Genomic DNA, 17,175 nt, shown 5'->3' with positions numbered 1-17,175 from the left:
CCCGCCGCCGCGGACCGGGAAACCACCCGGCGCGTGCGACGCGCGAACGACCGGATCGGGCCGTGGGCGGCCCGGTCGGAGTATGAAACGCGTCACGTACGCCGGGGCGTACGCCCGGCGGGCACGGAACAGCGCATGCGGTGCGGCCCGCGTGGTGCGGCCCGGCACAGCGCGGGTGCGCCGGGCTCCGGCCCGCCGGCCCGGCGGCTCAGGACCCGGACGCCCCCGGAATCCCGGGGGACGCCTGGGATCAGGTGGCGTCCGCGTCGAAGGGCGGACGGTCGTCGGCGGGCGGGGGCGCGGGCTTCTTGGACATGTCCACCCGGCCGGACGTGGAACCGGAGGAACCGGGGGCGGCCGGCACGGCGGAGGACGTGGACGCCTCGGACTCGCGGCCGTTGACGGCGTCGGTGACCTCGGCCATCTCCTTCTTCAGGTCGAAGCCGCTGCGGATCTCCTTGAGTCCCAGTTCGTCGTTGTCCAGCTGCTTGCGGATGAACGTCTTGGGATTGAGGTCCTCGAACTCGAAGTCCTTGAACTCGGGGCCGAGTTCCTCCCGGATGTCGTGCTTGGCGCTCTCCGAGAACTCACGGATCTTCCGGATCGTGCGCGTCACGTCCTGGATGACCTTGGGGAGCTTGTCCGGGCCGAACACGAGCACAGCGAGGATGATGAGCGTCACCAGCTCGAACGCGCCTATGTCATTGAACACCTGAAGCTCCTTGCGATGCCTTCGGTCCGCGGCCCTCGGTGGTCGTCGTGGTCTTCCGTGGTCCGGGCCGCGTCCACGGTACCCGGCCGCCCCCGCCGTCCGGTACCGTCCGGCGCCCGCGCGGGGTGCGGACGCCGGGACACGGAGCGGTCAGCCGCCGGAGGAGCCGAGCACCAGGGACACCGTCCGCTCCTCCCCGTCGCGTTCCAGGGTGAGCTCCAGCCGGTCCCCGGGACGGTGGGCGCGCGTCTTGACGATGAGTTCCTCACCGGAGTGCACGCGCTGGCCGTTGACCTCGGTGATCACGTCGCCCGCCTCGATGCCGGCCTTGTCGCCGGGCCCGTCGGTGACGACCGGGGGGCCGCCGTCGTTGCCCTTGGCGCCGACGCGGGCACCGTCGCCGGAGAACTCCATGTCGAGGGTGATGCCGATCACCGGGTGGGTGGCCTTCCCGGTGTCGATCAGCTCCTCGGCCACCCGCTTGCCCTGGTTGATCGGGATGGCGAAGCCGAGCCCTATCGAGCCCGCCTGGCCGCCCTCGAGGTCGCCGCCGCCGCCCGCGGAACGGATCGCCGAGTTGATGCCGATCACGCGGGCCTCGGCGTCGAGGAGGGGGCCGCCGGAGTTCCCCGGGTTGATGGGCGCGTCCGTCTGCAGGGCGTCGACGTACGACACGTCGCTGCCGTCGCCCTTCTCACCGCCGGCGGTGATGGGCCGCTCCCGGGCGCTGATGATGCCGGAGGTGACCGTCCCGGCCAGGTCGAAGGGGGCGCCGATCGCCACGACCGGGTCGCCGACCTGCACGTTGTCGGAGTTGCCGAGCGGCAGCGGGGTGAGCCCGCGGACGCCCTTGACCTTCACGACCGCCAGGTCGTACCCGCTGTCCCGGCCGATGACGGTGGCGTCGGCCGTGTCGCCGCTGTGGAAGGTCACGGTGATCTCGCCGTCGCGCCCGGCGGGCTCCACCACGTGGTTGTTGGTGAGGATGTGACCGCGCTCGTCGAGCACGAACCCGGTCCCGGTGCCGGCCGCGCCCGTCCCGCTGGCGTGCAGGGTCACGACGCTGGGCAGGGCCCGGGAGGCGATCCCGGCGACGCTGTCCGGGTCGCGGTCGGCGGGCTCCTTGTCCGCCTGCGGCAGTTCCACGGCCCCGACGCCGCCGTTGCGCTCCAGGTACGCCCCGACGATCCCGCCGACGAGACCGCACAGCAGCCCGAAGACCAGCACCAGGGTGAGGACGATCCGGGAGCGCAGTCGGCGCCGCTTCTTCTCGGTGTCCTCGGCCGGACCGCTCATCTGGAGCGGCGCGGGTGCCGTGGGGGCCGCCCAGGGGTCGTAGCGGCCCCAGGGGTCGGCCGCGGGGGCGGGCGCCGCCGTGTCCGGACCCGCCGCCGGGTGCGGGGGCCCGCCGGGCACCGTGCCGGGCGCGGGGGGCGGCACCGCGGCCTCCGGGTGCGGGGCCACGGGCGGGGCCGCGCCGTGGACCGGGGCGCCGGGTACGGGGGCACCCGGGGCGGGCACGCCGTGCGCCACGGGGTCGGGTGCGGGGCCGCCGCCCTGCGTCGTGGGAGGCGGGACCCGGGGAGTGCCGTGCGACGTGCCCAGGGGGGTGCCCTGCGGGGGCGTGGCGGCCTCCGGTGCGCCCGGCGGGGGCATGTCGTGCGGTACGGCCTGTGCGGCCTGTGCGGAGACCGTCGCCGGGTGCTGGACGGGAGGCGCGGGGGCCCAGGGGCCCGGCTCGCCGTAGGGCGGGGTGCTGTAGGGGTCCGGGTCGTGCAGCGGGGTGGGCCGCTCCTCACCGGCCGGGACCGGGCCGACGGGCTCGCCGGACGGGCCGGGAACCGAGGGCGACCGGCCGACGGGCCCGGTGGACGGACCGGCGACCGTCGGAGCGGGGCCTGCCGGCTCGGGGCCCGCCGGCGCCGGGCCGACGGGCTCGGGGCGCACCGGCTCGCGGGACGGCCCGGGAACGGGTTCGCCCAACGGCCCGGCTACGGGTTCGCCCGAGGACCCGGGAACGGATTCGCCCGAGGGTCCGGGGACCGCCGGAGCGCCGGGCTCCCGCCCATCAGGGTGCTCGGGCGCGGTCCGTCCGGGGGCCGGGTGGTGCGGGCGCCGGGGCTCGCCGGGGCGGTCGGGTCCGTGAGCGCCGTCCGGGCCTTCGGGCGTCCGGGGGCCCCGCGGGCTGCTGAGGGCGTAGTCGCCCTCGGCGTCGGGGGTGTGCGCGGCGGGCCGGGCCAGGGCGAAGTCGCCGTCCCCGTCGGTCTCGGTGGGCCGGGCCGGGGCACCGTCCCGCGTCGTCCGCGCGGTGTCGGCGGCGCCCTGCGCTCCCGTGGCGGGCCGCTGGGCGTCTTCCGGAGCAGGCGTGTCGCCCCCGTCGCGCTCCCCCCGCGTCCGGTGCGCGCCGGACGTGTCCGCCGGTGCCATGTCGGCGGACGTGTCCGCCCGCTCCCCCGGTGGGCCCGGTTTCCCCTCGTTCATGCTCTCCCCGCAGCTGGCCGCAGATCCTCGACTCCGTGGTTCCGTGACCGCCGCGGCCGACGGAGCACGGTCCGGCACCCGGCCGCGTGGGCCTGGGCGCGCCCACCGGATTCAATCAGGTTCGTACGCCCACGCGCATCGAGCGGCCCGGGGATCAGCGGGCCCTGCTGGAGGCGGACGCCTGGGGCAGGGCCGACGCGAGACCCGGTGCCGGGGCAGCGTCGAGCAGGGTGGGCGGACGGATGCCGGAAGGCGTGGACCAGCCGGCGGGAGTGAACGGGGGGAGCGGGGGCAGGGGGCGTATCAGCGGAGAGACGGCGGCGGCGCCGGCCATCATCGGCGCGGTGAGCGTCTGGTCGCCGGCCGCCGGTGGCGGCAGTCCCGGCAGCAGCGGCGCGGAGATCCCGGTGGGCGCGACGGGCGCCGGTGTCTGCCCCACCGTGCCCTGGCCGGTCATGGGTGCGGCGCCGCGACGCCGCTGGGACTCGGGCACCGTCGCGGCACCTGTGCCCTGCGTGCGGGTCGGTGTGACGTTGCTGCCCTTGCCCGCACCGCGGACCTCGGTGTCGGCGACCATGCTGGTCGTGACACCGCCGAGGGCGATCGCGGCCAGCGACACCGCTCCGGCCGCGACGAAGGCGAAGCGCAGTCCGCGGGAGGCGGGCCGGTCGGTGTCGTGGCGGCTCACGTCGTGGATGCGGAAGCCGCGGCCGGCCGGTCCGTCCGGCGGCGGGGAGCCGTGCGGCCGGGCGGGCCGGTAGGCGAACTCGAATCCCTCGCCCCGCCGGCTGTCGAAGACGCCGGGGCCGCCGCCGAGCAGCGGGGATCCGCCCGGGTCGCCGCCGGGCAGTCCCTGGAGGCGGGCCAGGAAGCTCTCCGAGGGCGGGGGCGGGGCCGCCTGGGCGAAAACGTTCTTCAGACGGCGCTGGGCGTCCACCTCCGCCTTGCACTTGGCGCAGGTGGCGACGTGCGCCAGGACGCGCTCACGCGCGTCGTGACCGAGCTCTCCGTCCACCAGGGCGGAGAGTCGGTCTCCCAGGTGCTGCTCCGCGAGGTGTCCCTCGGACGGTGTGGGCAGTGATCCGCTCACGCGCTCGCGCCCCCTCCTCCCAGGGCGGGAACACGGGACACCAGGGAGCCGCGCTCCGCGCGCGCCTTCGGCGAGCGGTGGGCCAGTGCCTTGCGCAGCTGGGAGCGCCCGCGGTGGATGCGGGAGCGCACCGTGCCCAGCTTGACGCCGAGCGTGGCGGCGATCTCCTCGTAGGAGAGTCCCTCGATGTCGCACAGCACGACGGCGGCACGGAACTCCGGTGCCAGGGTGTCGAGGGCCTGCTGGACGTCCGCGTCGAAGTGGGCGTCGTTGAAGACCTGCTGGGGCGTGGGTTCCTTGCTGGGCAGCCGCTCGGCCGCGTCGTCGCCGAGCGAGTCGAAGCGGATGCGCTGCTTGCGGCGCACCATGTCCAGGAAGAGGTTGGTGGTGATGCGGTGCAGCCAGCCCTCGAAGGTGCCGGGCGTGTAGGTCGACAGGGAGCGGAAGACGCGGACGAAGACCTCCTGCGTGAGGTCCTCGGCGTCGTGCTGGTTTCCGGTCAGACGGTAGGCGAGCCGGTAGACCCGCCCGCTGTGCATGCTGACGATCTCCTCCCAGGTGGGCGGAGTCCACGCCTGCCCGTCCGCGTCGGTGGTGAAGCTCGCGGTCTGGGCCGGGTCGCCGGCGCGGCTGTGGTCGGCAGCGGTGTCGTTCACGGATTTCGGCCTGCCCGCCGATCCAAGGAAGCGCCTCAGCACTCCTCCCCGATCCACAGGTACAGCCGCACCTCCCCTATCGGCTCTGGTGGTGTCCAGTGGAGCCCCTACCATAGCCACCTCGCCCGTTAGCTCCGGATAAGCGGTTTTACGAGAATTTGATCTGCCGCGGTCCGGCTCGTGCGGCTCCGTCGGCATGTGCCCCGCGTCCTCGCCCAATGCCCGCCCCCCGTCGTCCCGCACGTGTTGTCCTCTCCCTTTGAACGACCGGTCCCATCTGCGGGTTCCCGACGCCAACGGATACAGTCTCGCCAGGCATTCACGGGGACAGGAGAGGGTCATTACCGCCAACCGGCAGACGAGCTGGGCGTTCGCCGACGCCTATGTCGCCGAGGACGAGGCGCTGCACTGGGCCCGGGACCGGGCCCGCCAGGCAGGGCTGCGCTCGGTGTCGCCCGGCACGGGCGCGGCGCTGCGGTTGCTCGCGGCCACCGTGGAGGCCAAGGCGGTCGCGGAGATAGGGACCGGCTGCGGTGTCTCCGGGATCCATCTGCTGCACGGCATGCGGCCCGACGGCGTGCTGACCACGGTCGACCCGGAGCCCGAGCACCAGCAGTCCGCCCGGCAGGCGTTCCGGGACGCCGGGTTCGCCGCGAACCGGTCGCGCTTCATCCCCGGGCGCGCCCTGGAGGTCCTCCCGCGCCTCGCGGACGCCGGCTACGACCTGGTCTTCTGCGACGGCGACCGGCTGGAGTACCAGGACTATCTCGCTGAATCGTTGCGTCTGCTGCGCCCCGGGGGCCTGGTCGCCTTCGAAGGCGTGTTCGCGAACGGCCGGACGGTGGACTCCGGGCCGCAGCCCACCGAGGTGCTGCGGCTGCGGGAGCTGGTGCGGGCCGTGCGCGAGAGCCAGGAACTGGTGTCCTCCCTGCTGCCCGTCGGCGACGGGCTGCTGTGCGCGGTGAAGCGCTGACGGCCGCCCGGCCCCCGAACGCCCGCGACGCCCACCCGCTTCGCACCCCCGCGCCGCCCGTACGCCTCGCACCCCGTAACGCCCGCGCGCTCCGCACCCCTGCGTCCCGCACGCCCCGGAAGACCCACCGGGCACAGCATTCCACCTGCGCAGACAGCCGCCCCGGTACCAGGCGCGGCACCGGGGCGGCTGAAAGGGTATGGTCGCTTGCGCGTCAGCCGACGACCTTCTTGAGGGCGTCGCCGAGCGCGTCGGCCTCGTCCGGGGTCAGCTCGACGACGAGTCGACCGCCGCCTTCGAGCGGAACGCGCATGACGATGCCCCGCCCCTCCTTGGTCACCTCGAGCGGGCCATCACCCGTCCGCGGCTTCATGGCCGCCATGCTCGTTCCCCTTCCTGAAACCCAGCTCAACCGTCTAGCCGACGGCCCACGAAGGGCATCTGCGGTCCTGGACGAACGACAGGACACACCGCACCGGCATCGAACACATTGCTTCCAGGCCATTATCCCGCATCGCAGGACCCGATGACCAACATCGGTCGGCATCGCTTGGGCAACGCGCGCGAGCAAAACCACCCAATTCGGGGATGTGACTGCGATACTGCGCCGCCTCGTCCCGGAACGCGGAAGAAAAACGCCCCGCGATTCTTTGACGCAGGTCACACCACCGGCGCCGTCCCCGCCCGGTGATGTCCGTCATGCTGTCCTGCAGACGGGGACGTACCCGGTGGTACGTCCCGGAGCCGCCAGCTGGAGGGGATACGCCATGGCCGACACCGTGCTCTACGAGGTGAGCGACGGACTCGCGACGATCACGCTGAACCGCCCGGAGGCGATGAACGCGCTGAACGTCGCGGCGAAGGTCGCCCTCCGGGACGCGGCCCGGTCCGCCGCGGACGACGACGCCGTGCGGGCCGTGCTGCTGACCGCGGCCGGTGACCGGGCGTTCTGCGTCGGGCAGGACCTCAAGGAACACATCGGGCTGCTGGCCGAGGACCGCGAGACCGGTTCCGGGCAGACGATGAGCACGGTGCGCGAGCACTACAACCCCATCGTGACCGCACTGGCCGGGGCGCCCAAGCCGGTGGTCGCGGCGGTGAACGGCGTCGCGGCGGGCGCCGGGTTCGGCTTCGCCCTCGCGGCGGACTACCGGATCGTGGCGGACACCGCGTCGTTCAACACCTCGTTCGCCGGGGTCGCCCTGACCGCGGACTCCGGCATCTCGTGGACGCTGCCGAGGGTGATCGGCCCCGGCCGCGCCACCGACCTGCTGCTCTTCCCGCGCAGCATCTCCGCGCAGGAGGCGTACGACCTGGGCATCGCCAACCGGCTGGTGCCCGCCGCGGAGCTGCGCGAGGAGGCGGAGAAGGTGGCCCGGGCCCTCGCCGCGGGGCCGACGGTGGCGTACGCGGCGCTGAAGGAGTCGGTGGCGTACGGCCTCGGGCACTCGCTGGCGGAGACCCTGGAGAAGGAGGACGAGCTGCAGACGCGTGCGGGCGCCTCCCAGGACCACACGATCGCGGTGCAGGCGTTCGTGAACAAGGAGAAGCCGAAGTACCTGGGCCGTTAGCGCACTGCCCCGGCGGGGCGGGACTGGCGCATTGCCCCGGCGGGGCGGGACCAGCGCGCTGCCCGGCGGGGCGGGACGGGCGCCGGTCCGGCACCGCCCGCCCGGCCGGAACCAAGGCCCGTCCGCCCGCCCGGCCGGAATCAAGGCCCGCCCGCCCGGCCGGGCGGACCCGGCGGCTCAGTCCCGTCTCGCCACGCAGTCGGCCAGGTGGTCGTCGACCAGGCCGCACGCCTGCATCAGCGCGTACGCCGTCGTCGGGCCGACGAAGCGCAGGCCCTGCTTCTTCAGCGCCTTGGACAGGGCCGTCGACTCGGGCGTGACGGCCGGGACGTCGGCGAGGGTGCGTGGCGCCGGGCGGCCCGCCGGGTCGGGGGCGTGGGACCAGATGAGGGCGTCGAGGTCCCCGGGGGCCCAGGTGGCCAGCAGCCGCGCGTTGGCGAGGGTCGCGTCGATCTTCGCGCGGTTGCGGATGATGCCGGTGTCCGCGAGGAGGCGTTCCCGGTCGGCGTCGGTGAACTCCGCGACCCGGGCGATCTCGAAACCGGCGAAGGCGGCACGGAAGCCGGGCCGGCGGCGCAGGATGGTGATCCAGGACAGCCCGGACTGGAACGCCTCCAGGCTGAGGCGTTCGAACAGGGCGTCGTCGCCGTGGACCGGGCGGCCCCACTCCTCGTCGTGGTAGGCGACGTAGTCGGGGGTGGACAGGGCCCAGGGACAGCGCGGGGCGCCGTCGGGGCCGGTGAGGGCTGCCGACTCGCTCACTGCTGCCCGGCCTCCGGGCCGGGTGCCGGCTTGTCCATGGACAGGTGGGCCGCGGCGGCGCGGGCACCGGCCAGCGCGGACTCCAGGTCGGCGATCCGGGCGTCCCGCTCGGCGATCTCGGCGCCGAGGCGGGCGAGGGCGTCGTCCACGTCGGCCATGCGGTAGCCCCGGGCGGCGAGCGGGATGCGCAGGTCGTCCACGTCGGCGCGGCTGACCGGACGGTCCGGCGGCAGGGCGTCCCGCACGCGTTCGGGGGCGGCCTCGGGCAGCGGGCCCTTCTCACCGCCGCCGACCACCGCGAGGGTCACCGCGGCGACCACGACGGTGAGCGCGACGACCAGGAACAAGAACATCACCATCGGTGGAGCCCCCACGGTCGGATGTTGTCGGAGTCGGGTGTGTGGCTCCGATCGTGCCATGCGAGTCTGACAGGACGGGCCACAGGCGGTCGCCGGACGGCGTCCGGCGGTCGACGGAAGGCCGTCCGGCGATCGGCGGTCGGCGCCGGCATGCACGAGGACACGAGGAGAGGTCACAGGGGATGCTCAGGCTGGGCAGGCGGGAATTCGAGCCGCACGAGCCGGTGATCATGGCGATCGTGAACCGGACCCCGGACTCCTTCTACGACCAGGGGGCGACCTTCCGCGACGAGCCGGCCCTGGCCCGCGTGGAGCAGGCCGTGGCGGAGGGCGCCGCGATCATCGACGTCGGCGGGGTGAAGGCGGGGCCGGGCGAGGAGGTCGACGCCGACGAGGAGGCCCGGCGGACCGTCGGTTTCGTGGCCGAGGTGCGGCGGCGCTTCCCGGACGTCGTGATCAGCGTGGACACCTGGCGGCACGAGGTCGGGGAGGCGGTCTGCGAGGCGGGCGCGGACGTGCTCAACGACGCCTGGGGCGGCGTCGACCCGCGGCTCGCCGAGGTCGCCGCGCGGTACGGCGCCGGGCTGGTGTGCACCCACGCGGGCGGCTCCCAGCCGCGGACCCGCCCGCACCGGGTGACCTACGACGACGTGATGGCCGACATCCTGGAGCGGACCGTGGGGCTGGCGGAGCGGGCCGTCGGTCTGGGGGTGCCGCGGGAGTCGGTGATGATCGACCCCGGGCACGACTTCGGCAAGAACACCCGGCACAGCCTGGAGGCGACGCGGCGGCTGGGCGAGATGGTCGCCACGGGGTGGCCGGTCCTGGTGTCGCTGTCCAACAAGGACTTCGTGGGCGAGACCCTGGACCGCCCGGTGAAGGAGCGGCTGCTCGGCACGCTGGCGACCACGGCGGTCTCGGCCTGGCTGGGGGCGCAGGTGTACCGGGTGCACGAGGTCGCGGAGACCCGGCAGGTGCTGGACATGGTCGCCTCCATCGCCGGCCACCGGGAGCCCGCGGTGGCCCGGCGGGGACTGGCCTAGGAACCGCCGGACGGACACCCGGCCGGTGCGGGGCGGGAGGGGCGTCCCACGGGTTCCGGCCCGGGGGTCCTCCCCCGCGTCCCCGCCCGGCTCGCCGTCTCCCCGGGCGGGCCGCTCTCCGCGCCCGACCGTGAGCCTCAGCCGCGTCCCCGCCGGCCCAGGTCCCCCGGCCGATGCCCGGTCCGTCCCGCGCAGACGGACCGGCGCTCCCGTGGGCGTGCCGGCGGCCCGCTGTCATCGCCCGGCTGTCACGGCTCCTCTGTCCGCCCGTCTGCCCCGCCCGCTTCGGCCTGTCGGGCGCCCGTCTGCCCCCGCCCGCTTCGGCCCGTCGGGCGGGGAGATCCGCCAGGGCCGCAGCGGCTCGTCCGCAGGCCGCTTCCGCGGGTCCGACGTCAGACCCCGGTCTCCTTGGAGACCAGCGCCACCGCCTCCTCCACGTCGTCCGTGACGTGGAAGAGCAGCAGGTCCTTCTCCGCCGCCTTGCCCTGGGCGATGACCGTGCCGCGGAGCCAGTCGACCAGGCCGCCCCAGTACTCGGTGCCGAAGAGGACGATGGGGAAGCGGGTGACCTTCTGCGTCTGGACGAGCGTGAGGGCCTCGAACAACTCGTCCAGCGTGCCGAGACCGCCGGGCAGGACCACGAAGCCCTGGGCGTACTTGACGAACATCAGCTTGCGGACGAAGAAGTAGCGGAAGTTCAGGCCGATGTCGACGTAGGGGTTCAGACCCTGCTCGAAGGGCAGCTCGATGCCGAGTCCCACCGAGACGCCGTTCGCCTCCAGGGCGCCCTTGTTGGCCGCCTCCATGGCCCCGGGGCCGCCCCCGGTGATCACCGCGAAGCCCGCCTCGACCAGGCCGCGGCCCAGCTTGACGCCGGTCTCGTACTCCCAGGAGTCCTCGGGGGTGCGCGCGGAGCCGAAGACGCTGATGGCGGGCGGGAGCTCGGAGAGGGAGCCGAAGCCCTCGATGACCTCCGACTGCATGCGCAGCACGCGCCAGGGGTCGGTGTGCACCCAGCCGCTGGGGGCGCGCTCGTCCAGCAGCCGCTGGTCGGTGGTGCTCGACTGCACCTGCGTCCGGCGCCGGAGCACCGGACCGAGTCGCTGCTCCTCGGGTGGCTGCTGCGGGCCCTCCGGCTTGCCAGTGATCATGCGCGCTCCCTCCGTGTGCCAGGTTGTTCCACCTCAGCGTAGATCTACGCGGGTTACGTACAGGGGACCTCAGCATGTCCGCAATGCACCGGTGTAAACCACACGCGGGTGATCCCGATCATGCCGTCAGCCAGGAACGCAGCCGCTCCTCGCCGGCCAGGATCTTGGCGGTGTCGACGCGTTCGTCGCGCCGGTGCGCCAAGTGGGGGTTGCCGGGGCCGTAGTTGACCGCCGGGACGCCGAGCGCCGAGAAGCGGGAGACGTCGGTCCAGCCGTACTTCGGCTGCGGTGTGCCGCCCACCGCCTCGATGAACGCGGCGGCGGCCGGGTGGGACAGGCCGGGCCGGGCGGCGCCGCTGTGGTCGTCGACGGTGAACTCGGCGACCCCGCAGTCCGCGAAGACCTCGCGCACGTGGGCCAGGGCCTCCTCGGGCGTGCGGTCCGGGGCGTACCGGAAGTTGACGGTGACCACGCACGCGTCGGGGATGACGTTGCCGGCCACGCCGCCGGAGATGCCGACCGCGTTGAGGCCCTCGCGGTACTCCAGGCCGTCGATCACCGAGTACCGGGGTTCGTAGGCGGCCAGGCGCTCCAGGATCGGGGCGGCGGCGTGGATGGCGTTGGAGCCCATCCAGGAGCGCGCCGAGTGCGCCCGCTCGCCCTCCGTCCGCAGCAGGACCCGCAGGGTGCCCTGGCAGCCGCCCTCGACCTGGCCGTCGGAGGGCTCGAGCAGCACCGCGAAGTCGCCCTCCAGCCAGTCGGGGTGGGCCTCGGCCACGTGCCCGAGGCCGTTGAGGTCGGCGGCGACCTCCTCGTTGTCGTAGAAGACGAAGGTGAGGTCGCGGTTGGGGTCCGGGACGGTGGCCGCGATGCGCAGTTGGACGGCGACGCCGGACTTCATGTCGCAGGTGCCGCAGCCCCACAGGACCCCGTCCTCGTCGAGGCGGGAGGGGACGTTGTCCGCGATGGGGACGGTGTCGATGTGCCCGGCGAGGATCACGCGCTCCGCCCGGCCCAGGTGCGTGCGGGCCACGACGTTGTTGCCGTACCGGTCGACCGTGAGGTGGGGCAGCGCGCGCAGGGCGGCCTCGATCGCGTCCGCGAGCGGCTTCTCCTGGCCGCTCTCGGAGCGGAAGTCGACGAGCTGCGCGGTCAGGCGCGCGGCGTCCAGCGTGAGGTCAAGCGGGGTGTCGGCCATGGCCCCGACCCTAACGCGGCAGGTCCCGGACGACTGTCCACACCCGGCGCACAGGGGTGCGTACTCTCCAGTACCTTGTAGGCGTGTCAGAGCCGCCGCTTCCTTCCAGACGACGTCGGGGCCGCCTCTTCCGCTTCGGGGCGGCCTTCGTGGTGATGCTCGCGGTCGCCGGATACCTCGTGGTGCAGTACGTCACGGGGGGCGGGCGCGGGCCCGGGTGCAAGGTCGTGTCCGCCAAGGGTGACGGCGCGACCTACGAGTTCACGCCGGAGCAGGCGGTGAACGCGGCGACGATCACCGCCGTGGGCACCGCGCGCGACCTGCCCGAGCGGGCCGTGACCATCGCGCTGGCGACCGCTCTCCAGGAGTCGACCCTGTACAACATCGACTACGGGGACCGGGACTCGCTGGGCCTGTTCCAGCAACGGCCGTCGCAGGGCTGGGGCACACCGGAGGAGATCATGGACCCGGTGTACTCGGCCGAGAAGTTCTACGAGGGCCTGGAGAAGGTGCCGGGCTACACCCGGCTGCCGTTGACCGTGGCCGCGCAGAAGGTGCAGCGCAGCGGGTTCCCGCAGGCGTACGCCAAGCACGAGCCGGACGCGGCCCTGCTGGCCGCCGCGCTGACCGGGCGGTCGGGGGCGACCTTGACCTGCGAGGGCCGTCCGGGCGCGTCGCGGGCGTCGGGCACGGAGGCGGTACAGGCCGCGCTGGCCCGGGACTTCGGACGGGACCTGATCCAGCCGGCGGGCGCGGAGGTCGACGAACCGGCCGGTGCGGAGGCCGACGGAACGGCCGGTGCGGAGGCTGGCGACGCGCCGCGGCCCACGCCCTCCCCGAGCGCCCCGGACGTGACGGTGGAGCCGGACGGGCGGACCCTGACGCTGCCGGTCGACGACGGGCGGGACGGAGCGGCCGGCGGTTCCCGGCGGGCCGGGACCCGGGGCTGGCAGCTCGCGCACTGGGCCGTGGCCAACGCCTCCCAGCTGCGCATACAGCGGGTCTCCTACGCGGGCCGGGTCTGGGTGGCCGGGACCACGGACAGCACGTGGCGCCAGGACGACGCGAAGGGCTCCGGCACGTCCGCCGACGGGCCGGACCGGGTGCGGATCACCACCGGGCGGTAGTGCGGGCGCTCACCCTCAGGGGTCATGCACGGTGCCCTGTGCTGACGGGTGCGGGGCCGGACGCGCCGCCACGGCCGACCACGGGGCCGGCCCTGCGGTCACTGGGCCGAAGCGATTCTGCACCCGCTCCACCGGGACGGCCTTCGTCCGCTTTCCTCCCGATCCGATAATGCGACGCGTTACCGAGTCTTTACCGGGAGGCGCCGCAACCTTCCCGCCCTTCGAGCGGTAGTCACGGCGTCCGAGCTGTTCTTCTCCTTCGAAGGAGCACCATGTCCCTCCCCCTGACCCGTCGGATCGCCCGTGCCGCGCTGCTCGTCGCCGCCGGAGCGGCCGCCGGGGTCGGTGCGGCCGGTACCGCCAGTGCGGCCCCCGGACTCCCGGCCGCGCCCGACCTCGGCGGGGTGACCGCCCTGGACGGCGCGGCGCAGACCGTGACCGAGGTGGCGGGTGACACCGGCGGCAAGACCGTCGAGAAGGCCGCCGGGAAGGCCACCCCCGCCGCGCAGAAGGCGGCCGGCGGCCTGGCCGGCTCCGCCGGGGACGTGCTGGGCGACACCGCGGGCGCGGCGACCGAGGGCGGCGACCTGCCCACCGACTCGCTCACCTCGCGGGGCCTGCCGTCGGCCAAGACCCTGCCGGTGCAGAGCCTGCCGCTCGGCTGAGCCGCGAGCGCGGCGAGTACGGCCGACGCGGCCGCCTACGCGCCACCGACGTCTGACGGGCCCGGGGAGTTCTCCCCGGGCCCGTCAGACGTCATGGGCCGGGGCCCGTGAGGGCCCTGACCGGGTCCGCTCCAGTACGGCCTCGCGGTGCGGCCGTACGGTCCGGCCTCGCGGCGCTGCCTTGCGGTGCGGCGGGCGCCCGTCGGACACCGGCTCCGGACACCACGGCCGGACACCGGCTTCGCACCCCTGTCGGACACGGCCGTCGGACCGGGCCGGTCCACGCGCGGCGCGTCAGCGCGCGATGTCCGAGCCAGAGCAGGGAGCCACCGTCAGCACAGGGTCAGGACCAGGCCAGGGCACCGCACGTCAGAGCGCGGAGTCAGCGCCCGGTCAGGCCGTCAGGCGGTCCACCGCGGCCCGGACCCGCTCGTCCGTGGCGGTGACGGCGATCCGGACGTGCCGCTCGCCGGCGGGGCCGTAGAAGTCGCCGGGGGCCACCAGGATGCCGCGGCCGGCCAGGTGGGCGACCGTGTCCCAGCAGGACTCCCCACGGGTGGCCCACAGGTACAGGCCCGCCTCGCTGTGCTCGATGCGGAAGCCGTGGCCGGTCAGGGCCTGCCGCAGGGCGCTGCGGCGGGCCGCGTAGCGCTCGCGCTGCACGCGTACGTGCTCGTCGTCGCGCAGGGCCGCCGCGGCGGCGGCCTGGGTGGGCGCCGACGTCATCATGCCGCCGTGCTTGCGGATCTGGAGCAACGGCCCGAGGACCGCCGGGTCACCGGCGAGGAAGGCGGCCCGGTACCCGGCGAGGTTGGACCGCTTGGACAGGGAGTGGACGGAGACGATCCCGTCGAGGGAACCGCCGTTGACGTCCGGGTGCAGCACGGACACCGGCTCGGCGTCCCAGCCCAGTTCGAGGTAGCACTCGTCGGACAGCACGAGGACGCCGTGCTCGCGGGCCCAGGCGACGGTCCGGGTCAGCTCCTCGCGCGAGAGGACCCGTCCCGTCGGGTTGGACGGGGAGTTGAGCCAGAGCAGCTTCAGTCCGGACGGGTCCAGCCGCGTCGGGTCGTCGTAGGCGACGTGGTCGGCGCGGGCCAGCCGGGCGCCCACCTCGTACGTCGGGTAGGCCAGGCGCGGGAAGGCGACCCGGTCGCCGGGGCCGAGCCCGAGCTGGGTGGGGAGCCAGGCGACCAGTTCCTTGGAACCGACGACCGGCAGGACGTGCCGGTGGGTGAGGCCGCGGGCGCCCAGCCTGCGCCCGGCCCAGCCGACGATCGCGTCGCGCAGCTCGGCGGTGCCCCAGACCGTGGGGTAGCCGGGGGAGTCGGCGGCAGCGACCAAGGCCTTCTGGACGGCCTCGGGGACGGGGTCCACGGGGGTGCCGACGGACAGGTCGACGATGCCGTCCGGATGCGCGGCGGCCGTCGCCTTGTAGGGCTCCAGCTTGTCCCAGGGGAAGGCGGGCAGCCGGTCGGAGACTACGGACACGGGTACGGGCTCACTTTCTGGCCGGTTCTGATCCGGTTCTGACCCGGCTCTGGTCCAGGTCCGGTCGCGGCCCGGCTCTGCTCCGGGTCTGGTCGCGCCCTGGCCCCGTTTCCGGTGCAGGGGCCGGTCGCGGCCCGGCTCTGCTCAGGTTCCGGGGCCGGTCGCGGCCCGGCTCTGCTCCGGTCCGGTCCTGCGGACGCTTCGGCCCTGCGGGCGCCCCGACCCTGCAGACGCCGTCGCAAACGCCCTCGCAGACGCCCCGGCAGACGCCTCGGTCCCGTGCGGGCGGCCGGAGCGGCCGGACCGTACGGGACCGAGGCGGCGCGTCGGTGCGGGCCGCTCAGGTGGCGGGTTACGCCTGCGGCGGCAGCGCGGCGATGACCGGGTGGTCCCGCTCGATCAGCCCCAGCTTGCTGGCGCCGCCGGGCGATCCGAGCTCGTCGAAGAACTCGACGTTCGCCTTGTAGTAGTCCTTCCACTCCTCGGGAGTGTCGTCCTCGTAGAAGATGGCCTCGACCGGGCAGACCGGTTCACAGGCGCCGCAGTCGACGCATTCGTCCGGGTGGATGTACAAGGACCGCTGGCCCTCGTAGATGCAGTCGACCGGGCACTCCTCGATGCACGCCTTGTCCTTCACGTCGACACAAGGCTGCGCGATGACGTAGGTCACGCTGTCGTTCCTCCTCGATAGGGCGCTGGCGGGCCTCCTCAGGCTCCGCCGCCTGGCGCGCGGGAGCGCGGCGTCGTCGATGCCCGCCCCTAGTATCTCCGTTCCTGGGCATGATCCGAACAGGAGGGGTGGACCGACCTGTGGAATTCTTCGCGGCCGGCCGTCCGGAGGTCCGCATCACCGCCGCTGACGTGGGGAAACGGGTCTCCGTACGGAGCTTGATCGAACATGGTCCCTCGGGTGAGAGGTTCACCGACACGGTAGGTGTTCTCACATCATGGGACGACGGTGTGCTGGGGATCACACGGAGGGGCGGCGAGAACGTCCGGATCCCGGAATCCGTGCTGGTCGCCGGCAAGACGGTGCCGTCCGCCCCGGCGCGCCGTCGGGGGCCGGCCGCCACCTACGCGGAACTGGCGCGGGCCTCCTCGCGGGCGTGGCCGCCGGTCGAGAGCGAACGGCTGGGTGACTGGGAACTGCGGGCCGCGGCGGGCGGGGACGGTGGACGCCGGGCGGGCTTCACCCGGCGCGCCAACTCGGTGCTGCCGCTCGGCGACCCGGGCGTGCCGCTGGACGAGGCCCTGGACGCCGTACGGCGCTGGTACGCGCGGCGCGGGCTGCCCGCGTACGTCCAGACCGCGACCGGTGCGCAGGGCACGCAGGAGCTGCTGGCGGCGGAGCTGGAACGACGGGGCTGGGTCCGTGAGGTGACCGCCGAGGTGTGGGTGGGCGCGCTCGCCCCGCTGGCCGACCTGCCCGTGGACCCGGCCGGCGTGGAGCTGTCCCGCACGGTGGACCGCCGGTGGCTCGCCCGGTACGGGCGGAAGGGCGTCGACGAGGTGGCCCTGAGGGTGCTGGGCGGCGGACCGTCGGTGTGGTTCGCCACCGTCCCCGGTGCCCCCTCCCCGGCCGGGGACGGGCCGGACGCGCCCGCCGCCATCGGGCGCTGTGTGGTGGACGGCCGGTGGGCCGGGTTCGCCGCGGTGGAGGTCGACCCGGCACGGCGGAGGCAGGGCCTGGCGACGGCGGTGATGACCGCGCTGGCCCGGCGGGCCCTCGACGAGGGGGCGTCGGCGGCCTGGCTCCAGGTCGAGGAGGACAACACGGCCGCCCGGCAGCTGTACGCCGGGCTCGGCTTCACCGTGCACCACGCGTACCACCACCACCGGGCGCCGGAACCGGCACCGCACTCACCGGCCGCGGCCGGTGACGGAACTCCGTGAGAG

17 protein-coding genes are annotated in these 17,175 nt (G+C 74.4%); 6 read left to right on the top strand and 11 right to left on the bottom strand.

What is annotated here, in order from left to right:
* Positions 1-250: 250 nt before the first annotated feature.
* The 4 genes from AB0F01_RS08730 to sigE all read right to left on the bottom strand — a co-directional run bounded on the left by AB0F01_RS08730 (position 251) and on the right by sigE (position 4,939).
* On the bottom strand, positions 251-712 hold the full coding sequence (locus tag AB0F01_RS08730) for a sec-independent translocase (RefSeq protein WP_362091366.1): 462 nt from the start codon (positions 710-712) through the stop codon (positions 251-253).
* Between the two features lie 150 nt (positions 713-862).
* Complete coding sequence (locus AB0F01_RS08725) at positions 863-2,953, bottom strand: trypsin-like peptidase domain-containing protein (protein WP_362092540.1); 2,091 nt, start codon at positions 2,951-2,953, stop codon at positions 863-865.
* A gap of 394 nt (positions 2,954-3,347) precedes the next feature.
* Entirely contained in the window at positions 3,348-4,283 is a 936-nt protein-coding gene (locus AB0F01_RS08720; protein WP_362091364.1) for a zf-HC2 domain-containing protein, read from the bottom strand.
* Positions 4,280-4,939: an RNA polymerase sigma factor SigE gene (gene sigE / locus AB0F01_RS08715; protein ID WP_362091362.1), complete on the bottom strand. Its 660-nt coding sequence runs from the start codon at positions 4,937-4,939 to the stop codon at positions 4,280-4,282. The genes AB0F01_RS08720 and sigE overlap by 4 nt, the downstream gene beginning before the upstream one ends.
* Before the next feature lie 259 nt (positions 4,940-5,198).
* Here sigE and AB0F01_RS08710 point away from each other — a divergent pair, with 259 nt between their 5' ends.
* Positions 5,199-5,912 (top strand): O-methyltransferase, encoded by a 714-nt coding sequence (locus AB0F01_RS08710; protein WP_362091361.1) that lies wholly within the window; start codon positions 5,199-5,201, stop codon positions 5,910-5,912.
* Positions 5,913-6,126: 214 nt separating this feature from the next.
* Here AB0F01_RS08710 and AB0F01_RS08705 read toward each other — a convergent pair whose 3' ends face one another.
* Positions 6,127-6,294, bottom strand: coding sequence for a DUF3117 domain-containing protein (locus AB0F01_RS08705; RefSeq protein ID WP_003966491.1), 168 nt, complete (start codon positions 6,292-6,294; stop codon positions 6,127-6,129).
* A gap of 385 nt (positions 6,295-6,679) precedes the next feature.
* On the opposite strand from AB0F01_RS08705, the gene AB0F01_RS08700 reads away from it, so the two are divergent.
* Positions 6,680-7,483, top strand: coding sequence for an enoyl-CoA hydratase-related protein (locus tag AB0F01_RS08700; RefSeq protein ID WP_362091359.1), 804 nt, complete (start codon positions 6,680-6,682; stop codon positions 7,481-7,483).
* Positions 7,484-7,660: 177 nt separating this feature from the next.
* Here AB0F01_RS08700 and AB0F01_RS08695 read toward each other — a convergent pair whose 3' ends face one another.
* Complete coding sequence (locus AB0F01_RS08695) at positions 7,661-8,245, bottom strand: DNA-3-methyladenine glycosylase I (protein ID WP_362091356.1); 585 nt, start codon at positions 8,243-8,245, stop codon at positions 7,661-7,663.
* Positions 8,242-8,598: a DivIVA domain protein gene (locus tag AB0F01_RS08690; RefSeq protein WP_362092537.1), complete on the bottom strand. Its 357-nt coding sequence runs from the start codon at positions 8,596-8,598 to the stop codon at positions 8,242-8,244. Before AB0F01_RS08690 ends, AB0F01_RS08695 begins: the two co-directional genes overlap by 4 nt.
* A gap of 188 nt (positions 8,599-8,786) precedes the next feature.
* Here AB0F01_RS08690 and folP point away from each other — a divergent pair, with 188 nt between their 5' ends.
* The gene (gene folP / locus AB0F01_RS08685; RefSeq protein ID WP_362091353.1) at positions 8,787-9,647 is read left to right on the top strand and encodes a dihydropteroate synthase; all 861 of its coding nucleotides are present in this window, start codon (positions 8,787-8,789) and stop codon (positions 9,645-9,647) included.
* 392 nt (positions 9,648-10,039) lie between these two features.
* On the opposite strand, the gene AB0F01_RS08680 is transcribed toward folP, so the two are convergent.
* A complete protein-coding gene (locus AB0F01_RS08680; RefSeq protein ID WP_362091351.1) occupies positions 10,040-10,798 on the bottom strand; it encodes a TIGR00730 family Rossman fold protein in 759 nt (252 codons plus the stop codon).
* Between the two features lie 118 nt (positions 10,799-10,916).
* Positions 10,917-11,996: a succinyl-diaminopimelate desuccinylase gene (gene dapE / locus AB0F01_RS08675; protein ID WP_362091348.1), complete on the bottom strand. Its 1,080-nt coding sequence runs from the start codon at positions 11,994-11,996 to the stop codon at positions 10,917-10,919.
* A gap of 83 nt (positions 11,997-12,079) precedes the next feature.
* Here dapE and AB0F01_RS08670 point away from each other — a divergent pair, with 83 nt between their 5' ends.
* Positions 12,080-13,123, top strand: a complete 1,044-nt coding sequence (locus tag AB0F01_RS08670) for a heavy metal transporter (protein ID WP_362091346.1) — start codon at positions 12,080-12,082, stop codon at positions 13,121-13,123.
* Between the two features lie 272 nt (positions 13,124-13,395).
* Positions 13,396-13,788 (top strand): ATP-binding protein, encoded by a 393-nt coding sequence (locus AB0F01_RS08665; protein ID WP_362091344.1) that lies wholly within the window; start codon positions 13,396-13,398, stop codon positions 13,786-13,788.
* 393 nt (positions 13,789-14,181) lie between these two features.
* Here AB0F01_RS08665 and AB0F01_RS08660 read toward each other — a convergent pair whose 3' ends face one another.
* Both AB0F01_RS08660 and fdxA read right to left on the bottom strand, forming a co-directional pair.
* Positions 14,182-15,279 (bottom strand): bifunctional succinyldiaminopimelate transaminase/glutamate-prephenate aminotransferase, encoded by a 1,098-nt coding sequence (locus AB0F01_RS08660; RefSeq protein ID WP_362091343.1) that lies wholly within the window; start codon positions 15,277-15,279, stop codon positions 14,182-14,184.
* Positions 15,280-15,631: 352 nt separating this feature from the next.
* A complete protein-coding gene (gene fdxA, locus AB0F01_RS08655) occupies positions 15,632-15,949 on the bottom strand; it encodes a ferredoxin (RefSeq protein ID WP_103541839.1) in 318 nt (105 codons plus the stop codon).
* 140 nt (positions 15,950-16,089) lie between these two features.
* Between fdxA and AB0F01_RS08650 the strand changes: the two genes are divergently transcribed.
* Positions 16,090-17,172 carry a GNAT family N-acetyltransferase gene (locus AB0F01_RS08650; protein ID WP_362092535.1) on the top strand — a complete coding sequence of 361 codons (1,083 nt, stop codon included), beginning with the start codon at positions 16,090-16,092 and terminating at the stop codon, positions 17,170-17,172.
* Positions 17,173-17,175 lie beyond the last annotated feature (3 nt).

The organism is Streptomyces sp. NPDC029526 (genome assembly GCF_040637405.1).
GTDB lineage: Bacteria > Actinomycetota > Actinomycetes > Streptomycetales > Streptomycetaceae > Streptomyces.
Note: the sequence above shows the minus strand (reverse complement) of the source record. Positions and strands in the feature narration are given on the sequence as shown.